This window comes from Plantibacter sp. T3, from assembly GCF_902506515.1.
Classification (GTDB): Bacteria; Actinomycetota; Actinomycetes; order Actinomycetales; family Microbacteriaceae; genus Plantibacter; species Plantibacter auratus.
On the sequence record NZ_LR733286.1, the window covers coordinates 2,438,931 to 2,452,578 of the forward strand.

General features: G+C 70.8%; 9 protein-coding genes. 5 read left to right on the plus strand and 4 right to left on the minus strand.

Annotated elements, in window-relative coordinates; all coding sequences use genetic code 11:
- The first annotated feature begins 87 nt into the window (after nt 1-87).
- Nucleotides 88-2,292, plus strand: a complete 2,205-nt coding sequence (locus GV015_RS11700) for an acyltransferase family protein (RefSeq protein WP_159878468.1) — start codon at nt 88-90, stop codon at nt 2,290-2,292.
- Here GV015_RS11700 and GV015_RS11705 read toward each other — a convergent pair.
- Genes GV015_RS11705 through GV015_RS11720 form a run of 4 tightly spaced genes read right to left on the minus strand, consistent with a single transcriptional unit; the run spans nt 2,272 to nt 7,440 of the window.
- Entirely contained in the window at nt 2,272-3,975 is a 1,704-nt protein-coding gene (locus GV015_RS11705; RefSeq protein WP_159878470.1) for an ABC transporter ATP-binding protein, read from the minus strand. The two genes, GV015_RS11700 and GV015_RS11705, sit on opposite strands and share 21 nt — an antisense overlap.
- Nucleotides 3,972-4,850: an ABC transporter permease gene (locus tag GV015_RS11710; RefSeq protein WP_159878472.1), complete on the minus strand. Its 879-nt coding sequence runs from the start codon at nt 4,848-4,850 to the stop codon at nt 3,972-3,974. Before GV015_RS11710 ends, GV015_RS11705 begins: the two co-directional genes overlap by 4 nt.
- Nucleotides 4,847-5,824: an ABC transporter permease gene (locus GV015_RS11715; RefSeq protein WP_159878474.1), complete on the minus strand. Its 978-nt coding sequence runs from the start codon at nt 5,822-5,824 to the stop codon at nt 4,847-4,849. Before GV015_RS11715 ends, GV015_RS11710 begins: the two co-directional genes overlap by 4 nt.
- A complete protein-coding gene (locus GV015_RS11720; protein ID WP_236555424.1) occupies nt 5,821-7,440 on the minus strand; it encodes an ABC transporter substrate-binding protein in 1,620 nt (539 codons plus the stop codon). The genes GV015_RS11715 and GV015_RS11720 overlap by 4 nt, the downstream gene beginning before the upstream one ends.
- Nucleotides 7,441-7,648: 208 nt before the next feature.
- On the opposite strand from GV015_RS11720, the gene GV015_RS11725 reads away from it, so the two are divergent.
- From GV015_RS11725 to GV015_RS11740, 4 genes are all read left to right on the plus strand, one after another.
- A complete protein-coding gene (locus GV015_RS11725) occupies nt 7,649-8,299 on the plus strand; it encodes a TetR/AcrR family transcriptional regulator (RefSeq protein WP_159878478.1) in 651 nt (216 codons plus the stop codon).
- 239 nt (nt 8,300-8,538) lie between these two features.
- Nucleotides 8,539-11,907: an isoleucine--tRNA ligase gene (ileS, locus tag GV015_RS11730; protein WP_159878480.1), complete on the plus strand. Its 3,369-nt coding sequence runs from the start codon at nt 8,539-8,541 to the stop codon at nt 11,905-11,907.
- The gene (locus tag GV015_RS11735) at nt 11,897-13,276 is read left to right on the plus strand and encodes a folylpolyglutamate synthase/dihydrofolate synthase family protein (protein WP_159878482.1); all 1,380 of its coding nucleotides are present in this window, start codon (nt 11,897-11,899) and stop codon (nt 13,274-13,276) included. The genes ileS and GV015_RS11735 overlap by 11 nt, the downstream gene beginning before the upstream one ends.
- The gene (locus GV015_RS11740) at nt 13,273-13,647 is read left to right on the plus strand and encodes a DUF4233 domain-containing protein (protein ID WP_064295611.1); all 375 of its coding nucleotides are present in this window, start codon (nt 13,273-13,275) and stop codon (nt 13,645-13,647) included. The genes GV015_RS11735 and GV015_RS11740 overlap by 4 nt, the downstream gene beginning before the upstream one ends.
- Nucleotide 13,648: the final 1 nt, after the last annotated feature.

Here is a 13,648-nt window from a genome sequence, read left to right on the forward strand (position 1 = left end):
GAGTGTGTGGGAACATCCCATGCTATCGCAGGGGACCGGGAGGACGCCGGACCGCAGACCGTCATCCTCCGCCGATAGCATCGGACCGTGTCGACCAGAGCCGCCTCCGGCCCCGTGAGAGCCGACCTCCAAGGCCTTCGTGCCGTTGCGGTCTCGCTCGTCGTGGTGTTCCATCTCTGGCCGGGGCTCGTGCCGGGCGGGTTCGTCGGCGTCGACGTGTTCTTCGCGATCTCCGGGTTCCTCATCACGGCGCACCTCCTCGCCGAGGTCGAGCGATCCGGTTCGGTCCGACTCGGGCGGTTCTGGGCCCGGCGCGCACGACGGCTGCTCCCCGCTGCGCTCACCGTCCTCACCGCGACCCTCGTCGCGAGCTGGTACCTCGCACCGCTCGGGGACCTGCCCCGGTTCCTGCGCGAGATCGCGTGGTCGGGCCTGTACATCGAGAACTGGGCGCTCGCCGGATCCGCGATCGACTACCTCGCGGCAGAGGACGCTCCGTCGCCCGTGCAGCACTTCTGGTCGCTGTCGGTCGAGGAGCAGTTCTACCTCGTCTGGCCGATCCTGGTCCTCGTCGCCGGCTGGCTCGCCGTGCGGTTCGCCCGACGCTCGGCCGCGCCGTCGGTACGGCGTCGGGGCGTCGCGATCGCGATCGGACTCGTCTGCATCGCGTCGGCCGCCTGGTCGGTCGTCTTCACCGCGCAAGACCCGTCCCCGGCCTACTTCGCGACGACGACGAGGGCCTGGGAGTTCGCCGCCGGCGGACTGACGGCGATCCTGGTGGCCGAGGGAGCCCGGCGCGGGTGGGCGCTGCGGGCGGGTGCGCGCACGGTCGTCGCCTGGCTCGGGTTCGCCGCGATCGGGGCGGCTGCCGTCTGGTTTTCGGGGGAGACGCCCTTCCCGGCGTTGACCGCGGCGCTGCCGGTGGGCGGGACGATCGCCGTGATCGCGGCCTGGGCCCCGGACGTCCGGTGGTCGCCGACCGCGCTGCTCGCCCGGGCGCCGATCCAGTGGCTCGGCGACCGCTCCTACGCGGTCTACCTCTGGCACTGGCCCCTCATCGTGTTCGGCGGGATCGTGCTCGCTCGGTCGGCCTCCATCCCCGAGCAGCTCGTCCTCCTCGTCATCACGGGCGTCCTCGCGGAGGTGACGACGCGGTTCGTGGAGCGCCCGATCCGGTTCGGGCGCATCGCCGGTTGGCAGCCACGACGGGTCATCGGCGCGACCGCCCTCGCGATGAGCGTCCTATTGGTCGCCTCGATCGGGGTGCTCCCCGGTGCCGAGGCGCGCATCGCGGCCGAACAGCAGCGCATCGAGACCCTGGTCGCGACCCCGTCGAACTGCCTCGGCGCCGCGGAGCTCGTCGATGCTGCAGCGTGTCCGCGGGACGACGGAGCGTCATCGGACAGCACGGAGGGCTCCGGTGGCGAGACCTCGCGCGACGGTTCCTCGGCGTCTCCCGGGGATGAGACCCGCGGGGTCGTCATTCCCGACGCGTCGCTCGCCGACCTGCCGCCGGACCGCTGCATCACCGACATCCGGGCTGCGGCGTTCGAGGTCTGCGCTTACGGTGCCAGCGCGGAGCAGGCGACGAGGACGGTGGCGCTCATCGGGGACTCCCACGCCGAGCAGTGGTTGCCGGCGTTCGCGACTGCTGCCGAGACGAACGGCTGGCGGCTCCTCGTCGCGGCGAAGAGCTCCTGCCCGTTCAGCGACGCCGAGCGCACGGAGCCAGGGACGAGCGCGGCGGTGCTCGCCGAGATGCGCGCCGGGTGCCTGAGCTGGAACCGCGACGCCCTCGAGCTGCTGCAGGACGAACCGGAGATCGACACGCTCGTCGTCTCGGCGCGCGCCCGGAACCCGGTCGTCGCCGAGGGGGACCGCGACTGGCGGGAGGTGGCTGCGGAAGCCTATGCGGAGCGCTGGACACTCGTGCCAGCGACGATCGAGCAGATCGTCGTCCTGCGCGACACCCCGACGATGTCGGACGACGTGCTGGAGTGCGTCCGCGACGACGCTGATCCGGAGGGCGGGTGCGCCCGGGACCGGAGCGACGCGCTCACGGAGGATCCGCAGTACAACGCCGCCCTCGCGAGCACCGACCCACGGGTCCGCGCCGTCGACCTCTCGGACGCCCTGTGCTCGTCCGATCGGTGCTCGCCGGTCATCGGTGGTGTCCTCGCGTACCGCGATCACCACCATCTGAGCTGGGTGTACGCCGAGACCCTCGCGCCCGTCGTCCAGGCGGTGCTCGACCGGATCCCGACGCCGGAGTCAGACGGCGTCGCGCCCTGATGCCGCACCGGGCGCGATGAGGCGCGGAGCGTCGGCTGCGAGTCGGGCGGTGTATGGGTGGGCCGGGGCGGTGAAGACCTGCTCGGCGTCGCCATGCTCGACCACCCGCCCGTGCTGCATCACGGCGACCCGGTCGCTCATGTGCCGGATGACGCCGAGGTCGTGGGAGATCAGCAGGTAGCTCAGGCCGTGGCGTCGCTGCAGCTCGTCGAGGAGGTCCAGGATCCTGGCCTGGACGGTGACGTCGAGCGCGGAGACGGGTTCGTCGAGGATGAGCGTCGACGGTCGACTCGCGAGTGCCCGGGCGATGGCCACGCGTTGCCGCTGCCCGCCGGAGAGCGTCCGCGGGCGCGCGCGAGCCAGCGAGGGATCGAGGCCGACGTCCGCGAGGAGACGGGTGATGTCGCGAGGTGCGGCTTCGCGTCCACGAACGGCGTCGGCGAGGATGGCGTCGACGCGCCAGCGTGGATCGAACGAACTCAGCGGATCCTGCGAGACCCAGCCCAGACGGTTCCGTCGTGGACGACGCGCTCGCTCGGGGAGCTCCGACCATGGTTCGCCCTCGAGGAGCACCGTTCCCGACTGTGGCGCGGTGAGGCCGAGTGCGATGCGGGCGAGGGTGGTCTTGCCCGAACCGGACTCGCCGACCACGCCCAGGGTCGTCCCCGGTTCCAGGCGGAGCGAGACGTCGTCGACCGCCAGGATCGCCGAGGCGCCGCGGCCACGCTCGAAGCTGCGGGAGACGGATCGGAACTCGAGCGCGGGTGCGTCCGATCGGTCCTGCGTCGTCGGGCGGGTGCGCGTCGCCGGCTGTTCGGCCACCGGTGCCGCGTCGACCGGCTGTTCGGCCACCGGTGCCGCGTCGACCGGCTGGTCTGCGCTGAGGCGTGTCCCTCGAGCGCGGTCGGTGGGGACCGCGGCGATGAGGGCCCGGGTGTACGGGTGTGTCGGCCTGGTCAGCAGCTGCTCGGCCGGCCCCTGCTCGACGACGACACCGTGCTGCATCACGACGAGGTGGTCGGCGATCGACGAGACGACGGCGAGGTCGTGGCTGATCAGGAGGAGGCCCGCCCCGCGCCGCTTGACGTCGTCGAGGAGGCCGATGACACGTGCTTGGACGGTGACGTCGAGCGCGGTCGTCGGTTCGTCGGCGATGAGGAGGTCGGGGTCCAGTGCGATCGCAGAAGCGATGAGTGCGCGCTGGCGGAGTCCGCCGGAGAGTTCGCCGGAACGTTGGCCGATGCGGGAAGCCGGGTCGGGCATGCCGACGGAGTCGAGGAGTTCGAGCACCCGCCGGGTGCGGGCGGTCCGGTCGAGGTCGGTGCCGAGTCGGAGTGCGTCGTCGATCTCGCGCCCGATCGGTCGCAAGGGGTCGAGCGACACGAGGGCGTCCTGGAGGACGAGTCCGATGCGACGCCCGCGCAGGCGTCGCCAGGCCGATGCTCCGAGTCCGCGGAGGTCGGTGCCGTCGAAGTCGAGTCGAGTGGCCGTCACCCGTGCCGATGCGCCGGCGAGGCCCAGGAGCGATCTGGCGGTCACGCTCTTGCCGGAGCCCGACTCGCCGACGATCGCGACGCAGGTGCCGCGCTCGACCTGGAAGGAGACGCCGGAGACGACGGCGTCCCCGCTGTCGAATCCGACCGTCAGTGCTTCCACCTGGAGCAGTGGACTGGTGTCGCTCATCGGCCGTCCTCCCGAGATCGGCGCTGGAGACCCCGGCCGAGGACCGTGGTGGACAGGGCGGTCGCGACGATCATCAGACCCGGGAACGCCGTGAGCCACCACGCCGTCGCGAGATAGGTGCGTGCTGCGGCGAGCATGGCGCCCCACTCCGGCGCGGGTGGTTGCGCCCCGAGCCCGAGGTAGCTCAGGGCGGACGCCCAGACGACCGCCTGTCCGATGCCGAGGGTCGCGAGGACGAACAGGGGGGCGACGGCGTTCGGAAGGATGTGTCGGAACAGGATCCGAGCCGGCCCGTGCCCGAGCACTCGCGCGGCCTCGACGAAGTCGGAGGAGCGGACCTGCAGCAGCTGACCGCGGATGAGGCGCGCGTAGCCCGGCGCCGTCGACAGGCCGACCGCGATCGTCGCCGTGACGGGACCGGGCCCCGCGATGACGATCACGAGGAGCGCGAGCAACAGGCCGGGGAACGCGAAGAGCACCTCGAGGACGCGTCCCACGGCGAAGTCCGCGATCCGGCCGCCGACCGCGGCGATCATCGCGAGGACTGCTCCGAGGATCAGTCCGATGGCCGTCGCGGCGACGCCGATGAGGAGCGAGGTCCCCGCACCGTGCACGACCCGGCTCCAGACGTCGCGGCCGGACTCGTCCGTCCCGAACCAGTGCGAGAGGGAGGGCAGCGAGAACGCGGCCCGCGGGTCGACCGCCGTCGGCGACGCTGTCGCGAACAGCTGGGGGGCGAGCGCACAGCCGAGCAGGAACAGCACCACCACGGCCGCGATGATCTCGGGAGCGCCGAATCCCGACGACCGGCGCCGTCCGCGGCGGACCCGGGCATCGGGGCTTCCGGATGCCGGGGTGATCGTGAGCCCGCTCATGAACCGGACCGCCGGATCCGGTCGCGTGGGTCGAGCAGCTCCGCCGCGAGGTCCGCGAGGAACATGACGACGACGTAGGCCACCGCCGAGCTCAGCACCACGCCGGTGACCACCGGGACGTCGCGCACGGTCACCGCCTGGAGCAGCGTCCGTCCGAGACCGGGCCGGGCGAAGATGGTCTCCACCACGACGGCGCCGCTGATGAGATAGCCGAAGGCCCATCCCGACAGGTTCACCGCAGGGACGGCGGCATGACGTAGGCCGTGTCTGAGCAGCAGGCCGGTCGTCGATTCACCGCGGGCGGCCGCTGAGACGGCGAACGGCGCGCTCCCCGCGTCGAGCAACGGTTCCCGCATCACCTGGGCCAGGAACCCGGCGACCGGGATGGCCAGGGTCAGCACCGGGAGGATGAGTCCGACCGCATCACCCGTGCTCACCGGTGGGAGCCATCCGAGCCAGGTGCTGAAGAGCGTGATGAGGACGGTCGCGAGCCAGAACTGGGGGAGCGATGCCGCCACGAGCTCGACGGCCGATCCGAGGGCCGCGGACACCCGCCCACCGCGGGTCGACCAGACCGCGAGGCCGAGCGCCAGGAGCCAGGCGATGGCGAGCGACGCCGTCGCCAGTACCAGCGTCCCGCCGAGCTGTTCGGCGAGCACCTGGGCCACCGGCGTGCGGAGGGACGCCGACTCGCCGAGATCCCCCTGGACCAGTCGGACCAGTTGCGCGAGGTACTGCACGAGGAGCGGCTGGTCCAGGCCGTACTGCTCGCGCACCCGCTCGAGCGCTTCAGCCGACGCCTGGGAGCCGGGGCCGCCGAGATAGGCCTGCGCCGGGTCGCCGGGGATCAGCCGGACGGCGAAGAAGGTGACCGTCGCGACCGCCCAGAGCACGAACACCGCACCGGCCAGACGTGCCCCGATCCGCCCGGCCAGGCGGCGGAGGTCGCGTCCCGAGCGGCCGATGGAGCTCACTCCACGAGCCAGGCGTCCCCGAAGACCGGCGTCGACACCGTCGGTAGCGCGCGGACGCCCTGCAGGGAGGTGCTCAGCAGGAAGTGGTTCTGCTGGTCGTAGAGCGGCAGGATGTAGTAGCCGTCGAGGATGATCTGCTGCGCCTGCTCGTAGAGGAACGCCCGCTCCTCGGGATCGAGGGTGTCGCTCGCCTGCTTCAGGATCTCGTCGAGCGCGGGGTCGTCCAGCTGGGCGTGGTTCGCGAAGTAGCCGCTCGGCGCCGGGACGATGCCCGAGGAGTCGTAGAGCACGCGGAGCACGTCCGGTCCCACCTTCGTGTACGGAGCGCTGACGGCCTCGTAGGCGTTAGAGCCGAGCGCCTCGTACCAGCTCGAGAGGTCGAGCAGCTCGAGCTGCACGTCGAAGCCGGCGTCGCCGGCTCCGGCCTGGATCTGCTCGAAGAGCGACTGCTCGGCCGGGATCGACTGGTTCGTGCTGACGGGGAACCGTACGGTCAGTCGGACGCCGTCCTTCGTCCGCACGCCGTCCTCGTCCTTCTCGGTCCAGCCGGCCTCGTCCAGGAGCGTGTTGGCCGCATCGAGGTCGTAGCCGAACAGGCTCTCGTCGGAGTAGGCGGTCGCCTCCGCACTCGACAGCGGGGAGTAGGAACGCTTCGCCGTGCCGAAGAACAGGGACTCGATGCCGGCGTTCACGTCCGTCGACCGCACGAAGGCCTCACGCACGCGCTGGTCGTCGAACGGCGCCTGTCCCGCGTTCAGCTCGATGCGGTTCGAGGCACCGGGGCGCGGTGCGTCCAGGTCGACGATCGTCTTCGAGTCCTTCGCCTGCGCGATCGTGTCGGGCTGCGCGTTGTCGATGATGTCGACGTCGCCGCTCTGGAGTGCCGCGAAGCGCGACGCGGAGTCGGGGATGAAGCGCCACGTGATGCCGTCGAGGTACGCCGGCCCGTCGTTCGCGGCGTCGCCCGGTGCCGAGTCGTACGCGTCGTTCCGGACGAGCGAGACGTGGTCCTGCTTCACCCACTCGTCGACGACGAACGGTCCGGTACCGACCGGCGCATCGCAGTTCGCGGCTTCACCGCGGGCGATCCCCGTCGGAGACTCCATCGCCGTCCACGGCTGCGACAACGACTCCAGGAGCGCGCTGTCGGGAGCGGAGAGGATGAACCGGGCCGTCGTGGCGTCGACCGCCTCGACCGACGCGACCTTACCCACCGCGAGGTAGCCCGTGGACGACTTCGTCGCCGGGTCCTGCAGGTGCTCGATGTTCGCCTTGACCGCTGCCGCGTCGAACGGGGTGCCGTCGGTGAACGTCACGTCCGCCCGCAGCGTGAACTCCCAGGTCAGACCGTCCTCCGACGTCGTCCAGGACTCGGCGAGCCACGGGATGATCTCACCCTTCGCGTCTCGGGAGACGAGCGGCTCGAGGAACTGTGCACTCAACAGGGCCTGCGGGTAGTTGCCGCCGACGTGCGGATCGAGACACGTGGGCTCGGCGTCCCCGCTGGCGTAGACGAGGGTCCCACCGGCCTTCGGCGTGCTCGACGCGGCCGGCGTCCCCGGTGCACACGCTGCGAGCAGGACCGCGAGCGGAACGAGCGCCGCGGCGATGCGCAACGGACGACGCGAGGACGCAGGGCGTCGACGGGCAGGGGAGGGGGATGCGGGCACAGGGACTCCAGAAGGCGATCGACCGGGTGCTGAGGGCCCGGTGGCGGCGTCGGACGAATTATTGGACGCCGTCTCGGAACCAGCATAGAGCCTCGGCACCACGCCCCGACCCCTCGCACGACGGCTAGGCTCACAGGCGGCGGAAGGAGCCCCCATGGCGAGACCACCGGCACGGAACGCCGTCGGCAGACCCCGACGATCCTCCCGACGCGTCCTCGAGGAGGCGGCCGCCGAACTCTTCCTCGAACAGGGATACCCCGGCACCACCGTCGACCAGATCGCGAGCCGCGCCGGCGTCAGCCGCAACACCTTCTTCAACTACTTCGGCTCCAAGAGCGACGTCCTCTGGGTCGACGTCGACGCCGCGCTCGCCGGACTCGAACGGGCGCTCGCCGCAGCCGGGGACGCCCCTGTGACGGATGTCGCCGACGCCATGCCGTCACTGCAAGCCGCGCTCCTGGGCATCGCCGAGGAGCGCTCGAACGGCGCAGTGCCCTGGGCGCTCACGCAGATCGAACTGATGGACACCGCGTGGGAGCTGCAAGCGTCCGGCCTCGAACGTCTGCTGCGTCTCCAAGCCGTGCTCCGGGTCTCGCTCGCGCGCCTCGCCGTCCGCGCCGACGAGCTGACCATCCGGTCCGCCGCAGCGGCGCTCGCCGGCGCGATCGTCGCCGGCGCCGGGGCCTGGGCGGCCGCAGGTGTCGGCCGGGGCGAGCTCGGCGACTACCTCCGCCGCGCGATCGCTCCGGTGGTGGACGGGTACGGCCGCGCGCTCGCCCGGATCGACGGGCCGAGTTCCTCGTAGCCGACCCTCCTCGGAGCCGCTCTGCAGGCTGTACGATGGGACCATCGACATCGATCCGGCCATCACCGGGGAGTCCTCGGCAGAACAGCGACCGCTCAGCGGGAGCCCAGTAGAACCGAGCGGGTCAGGCCCGTCACAGCCGATGCAGAGCGGCCGTTCCAGCGGAGCGGCAAGCGGGGTGGTACCGCGTCGGCAACGCCGGCGTCCTCGCAGGACCCACGAGACCTGCCAGGAGAACGATGAGCTACCCGAAGTCCCAGGAACCGACCCCAACCGAGTCGGCGTCGAACGGCGCTGCGTTCGGCGTGACGCCGTCGCCCAGCTTCACCTCGATCGAGGAGGGGGTGCTCGCCCGATGGGCCGCCGACGGCACCTTCCAGGCCTCCATCGACCAGCGCGAGGGCGCTCCGGAATGGGTGTTCTACGACGGCCCACCCTTCGCGAACGGCCTCCCGCACTACGGACACCTCCTCACGGGCTACGCCAAGGACCTCTTCCCCCGGTTCCAGACGATGCGCGGCAAGCAGGTGCACCGCCGGTTCGGCTGGGACACCCACGGCCTCCCCGCCGAGCTCGAGGCGGAGCGCCAGCTCGGCATCACCGACAAGCGACAGATCGACGAGATGGGGCTCGCCGCCTTCAACCAGGTCGCACGCGACTCCGTCCTCCGCTACACGGAGGAGTGGCAGGACTACGTGACGCGCCAGGCGCGTTGGGTCGACTTCGAGCACGACTACAAGACCCTCGACGTGACCTACATGGAGTCGGTCATCTGGGCCTTCAAGCAGCTCCACGACAAGGGCCTCGCCTACGAGGGCTACCGGGTGCTGCCCTACTGCTGGCGCGACCAGACGCCGCTCTCCAACCACGAGCTGCGGATGGACGACGACGTCTACCGCTCCCGCCAGGACCAGACCGTCACGGTCACCTTCCCGCTGGTCGGTCCGAAGGCCGAGAGCCTCGGGCTCACCGCCGTCCGCGCGCTCGCCTGGACGACCACGCCCTGGACCCTGCCGACGAACGCCGCGCTCGCCGTCGGGCCCGACATCGAATACGCGGTCGTCCCGGCCGGCCCGAACGGCACCCCCGACGCCACGGTGCTCCGCGAGGAGGGCTCCGCCCACGCCGACACCGAGGTCCTCGGCGGCGAGTACCTCATCGCCTCGGCGCTGCTCGGCAACTACGCGAAGGACCTCGGCTACGACTCCGCGGCCGAGGCGCAGGCCGCCGTCTCCCGGACGATCGTCGGGCGCGAGCTCGAAGGCGTCTCCTACGACCGCCTCTGGGACTACTACGCCGACGCCGAGTGGGGCATGGAGCAGGCCTGGCGCATCCTCGTCGCCGACTACGTGTCGACCGAGGACGGCACCGGCATCGTGCACCAGGCCCCCGCCTACGGTGAAGAGGACCAGAAGGTGTGCGAGGCCGCCGGTATCCCGGTGATCGTCTCCGTCGACGACGGCGGGAAGTTCCTCCCGGAGGTGTCCGACGTCGCAGGTCTCCAGGTCTTCGACGCCAACAAGCCGCTCACCCAGTTGTTGAAGGCACAGGGCCGCCTCCTGCGTCAGGCGAGCTACGAGCACTCCTACCCGCACTGCTGGCGCTGCAAGCAGCCGCTCATCTACAAGGCTGTGTCGAGCTGGTTCGTCCGCGTGCCCGAGTTCCGCGACCGCATGGAGGAGCTCAACCAGGAGATCACCTGGGTGCCGGAGAACGTCAAGGACGGACAGTTCGGCAAGTGGCTCGCGGGTGCGCGCGACTGGTCGATCAGCCGCAACCGGTACTGGGGTTCGCCGATCCCCGTGTGGAAGAGCGACGACCCGGCCTACCCGCGCATCGACGTGTACGGCTCGCTGGACGAGCTCGAGGCCGACTTCGGCGTGCGTCCGACCGATCTGCACCGCCCGTACATCGACGAGCTCACGCGGCCCAACCCCGACGACCCCACCGGCCGGTCGACGATGCGCCGCATCACCGACGTCCTCGACGTCTGGTTCGACTCCGGATCGATGCCGTTCGCCCAGGTGCACTACCCCTTCGAGAACCGCGAGTGGTTCGACTCGCACAGCCCCGCGGACTTCATCGTCGAGTACATCGGCCAGACGCGTGGGTGGTTCTACCTCCTGCACGTGCTGTCGACCGCGCTGTTCGACCGGCCGGCGTTCACGAGCGTCGTGAGCCACGGCATCGTCCTCGGCAGCGACGGCCAGAAGATGTCGAAGTCGCTGCGCAACTACCCCGACGTCAACGAGGTCTTCGACCGCGACGGTTCCGACGCCATGCGCTGGTTCCTCATGTCGAGCTCGGTGCTGCGCGGCGGCAACCTCGTCGTGACGGAGGAGGGCATCCGTGAGGGCGTCCGCCAGGTGATGCTGCCGTTGTGGAACACCTGGTACTTCTTCTCGCTGTACGCGAACACGGCGGTGCCTGGTGGCTACGACGCCGAGTGGCGCACGGACTCCACCGACGTCCTCGACCGCTACATCCTCGCCAAGACGCGTGAACTGGTCGTCACCGTGACCGACCACCTCGAGGCGTTCGACGCGACCCTCGCAGCGGCCTCGCTGCGGGACTTCGCGGACGTCCTGACCAACTGGTACGTGCGTCGCTCCCGCGACCGCTTCTGGTCGACGGACGGTGGCGTCTTCGACCGCGACGCCTTCGACACGCTCTACACCGTCCTCGAGACGTACTGCCGGGTCGCCGCTCCGCTCCTGCCGCTCATCACGGAGCAGATCTGGACCGGCCTGACGGGCGAGCGCAGCGTGCACCTCACCGACTGGCCGGAGCCCGAGGCGTTCCCGGAGGACGCGGCACTCGTCGAGGCGATGGACCGGGTCCGCGAGGTCTCGGGTGTCACCCTCGCCCTCCGCAAGCAGGCCGGTCTCCGTGTCCGGTTGCCGCTCGCATCGCTCACCGTGGTCACGCCCGACCCCGCGTCGCTCGCCCCGTTCGAGGCGATCCTCCGCGAGGAGCTCAACCTCAAGGCCGTCTCCTTCGCCGAGTTGACCGACACCAGCGGCACCGAGTTCGGCGTCACCTCGCGCCTCTCGATCAACGCCCGCGCGGCGGGCCCGCGCCTCGGCAAGACGGTGCAGCAGGCGATCAAGGGCGCTCGGAGCGGCGACTGGTCCGAGGTCGACGGCACGGTCACGGCCGGCGGCATCGAGCTCGTCGACGGCGAGTACGAGCTCGTCATGGAGGCCTCGTCGGGCGCCGCCGGTGGCGTTGCGCTCGCGCTCCTGCCCTCGGGTGGCTTCGCCCTGCTCGAGACCACGCTGACGCCCGAGCTCGAGGCGGAGGGACTCGCCCGCGACGTCATCCGTGCCGTCCAGGACACCCGGAAGGCGGCGGACCTGCAGGTGAGCGACCGGATCCGGCTCCAGCTCCGATTCGATGACGACGCCGACGAACGCGCGGTGCGCAGCGCCCTCGACGTGGTCGACCTCGCCGGCGACACCCTGGCGACGTCCCTGACCTGGTCCGACGACGAGGGTCAGGCTGGAGCGTCGGGCTTCGCCCAGTCGTTCGCGGCCGGGAAGTTCGGCAACGCCGGAGCCTTCACCGTGACCGTCGCGCGTGCAGAGGAGACCGCCGATGTCCGATGACCTGATCCCCGGAGACGAGTCGTCCGCGGCCGATGCCGCCGACGCCGTGTACCGCGAGCTCTTGGAACGGCTGGGGGAGGCCCAGCCGCAGCCGCGTCTCGGTGCCACCAAGCGGGCGCTGGAGCTCCTCGGCAACCCGGAGTCGTCCTTCGCGATCATCCAGATCGCCGGAACGAACGGCAAGACGAGCACGGCGCGCATGATCGAGAGCATCCTCCGCGCCCACGGGCTCCGCACCGGTCTCTTCACGAGTCCGCACCTCGTCCGGTTCACCGAGCGCATCGGTATCGACGGCGAGCGGATCTCGGACGAGGCCGTCGCCAGGAACTGGGACGACATCAAGCCGTATCTGGCGATGGTCGACGCCGAGCTCTCGGCGGCCGGTGAGCCCGCGTTGACCTTCTTCGAGGCGCTCACCGTCCTGGGATTCGCCTGCTTCGGCGACGCCCCCGTCGACGTCGCCGTCGTCGAGGTGGGTATGGGCGGTGCCTGGGACTCGACGAACGCCGCCGATGCCGAGGTCGCCGTCTTCACGCCGATCGATCTCGACCACGTGCAGCGGCTCGGCAAGACGATCGCCGAGATCGCGCGCACCAAGGCCGGGATCATCAAGCCCGGTGCGCAGGTGGTCTCGGCCGCGCAGCACCCCGACGCGCGTCAGGCGATCGTCGACGCCGCCGCGGCGGTCGACGACCCGGCCGTGTTCGAAGGTGAGGAGTTCGCCCTCGTGCAGGACGCCGTGGCGGTGGGCGGACAGCTCATCACCGTCCGAGGACGCGCCGGCACCTATCCGGAGCTGTACCTCCCGCTCTACGGGGACCACCAGGGACGGAACGCGACGCTCGCGATCGCCGCGGTGGAGGCGTTCCTCGGCGGAGCGACCCAGCCGATCGCGGAGGACGTCCTCGCGGAGGGCCTCACCGAGGTCGCCTCCCCGGGACGGCTGCAGCTCATCGGCACCGAACCGACCGTGCTCGTCGACGCTGCGCACAACCCGCACGGTGCCGCGTCCTTGGTCGCCGCACTCGGCAGCTACTTCGACGTCGACGAGATCGCCTTCGTGGTCGGCATCCTCCAGGACAAGGACGCCGCCGGCATCCTGACGACCCTGGCGCCCGCCGCATCCGGCTTCTTCTTCACCCAGTCGGAGTCGGAGCGGGCGATCCCCGCCGAGGAGCTCTCGCGCCTCGCCGCATCGCTCGAACTACCGGCGTCGACCTTCGCCGACACGCTCGACGAGGCCGCAGAGGACGCACGACGCTGGGCTGAGGAGGCACCGCGCCGGCTGGTGGTGATCACCGGCTCGATCACCCTCGTGGGCGAGGCGATCGAGGTCGCCGACGACCGGGAATGGAAGGCGACCGCATGAGCGGCATGGCACGGAGCCGGGCTCCACGGAGCATCAAGCAGACCCTCGGATCGATCATCCTCGGCTTCGAGATGATCGTCATGTTCCTCGGCGCGCTCGTCATCTTCGGGTTGAAGGCCCTCCCGGCCCCGGTCGCGTTGATCGGCGGAGCGGTGCTGTGTCTGATCATCGTCGCGACGATCCCGCTCCTGCGATTCCGCTGGGGGTATTGGCTGGGCTGGGCGGTGCAAGCCGCTATCGTGGCTACCGGCCTGCTCGTGCCGATGATGTTCCTCGTCGGCGGGATGGCCGCAGCCGTCTGGACCTATGCGATGGTCCAAGGCGACAAGATCGAGCGTCAGCAGGCGCTCTACCGAGAAGCGAAGGATTGAC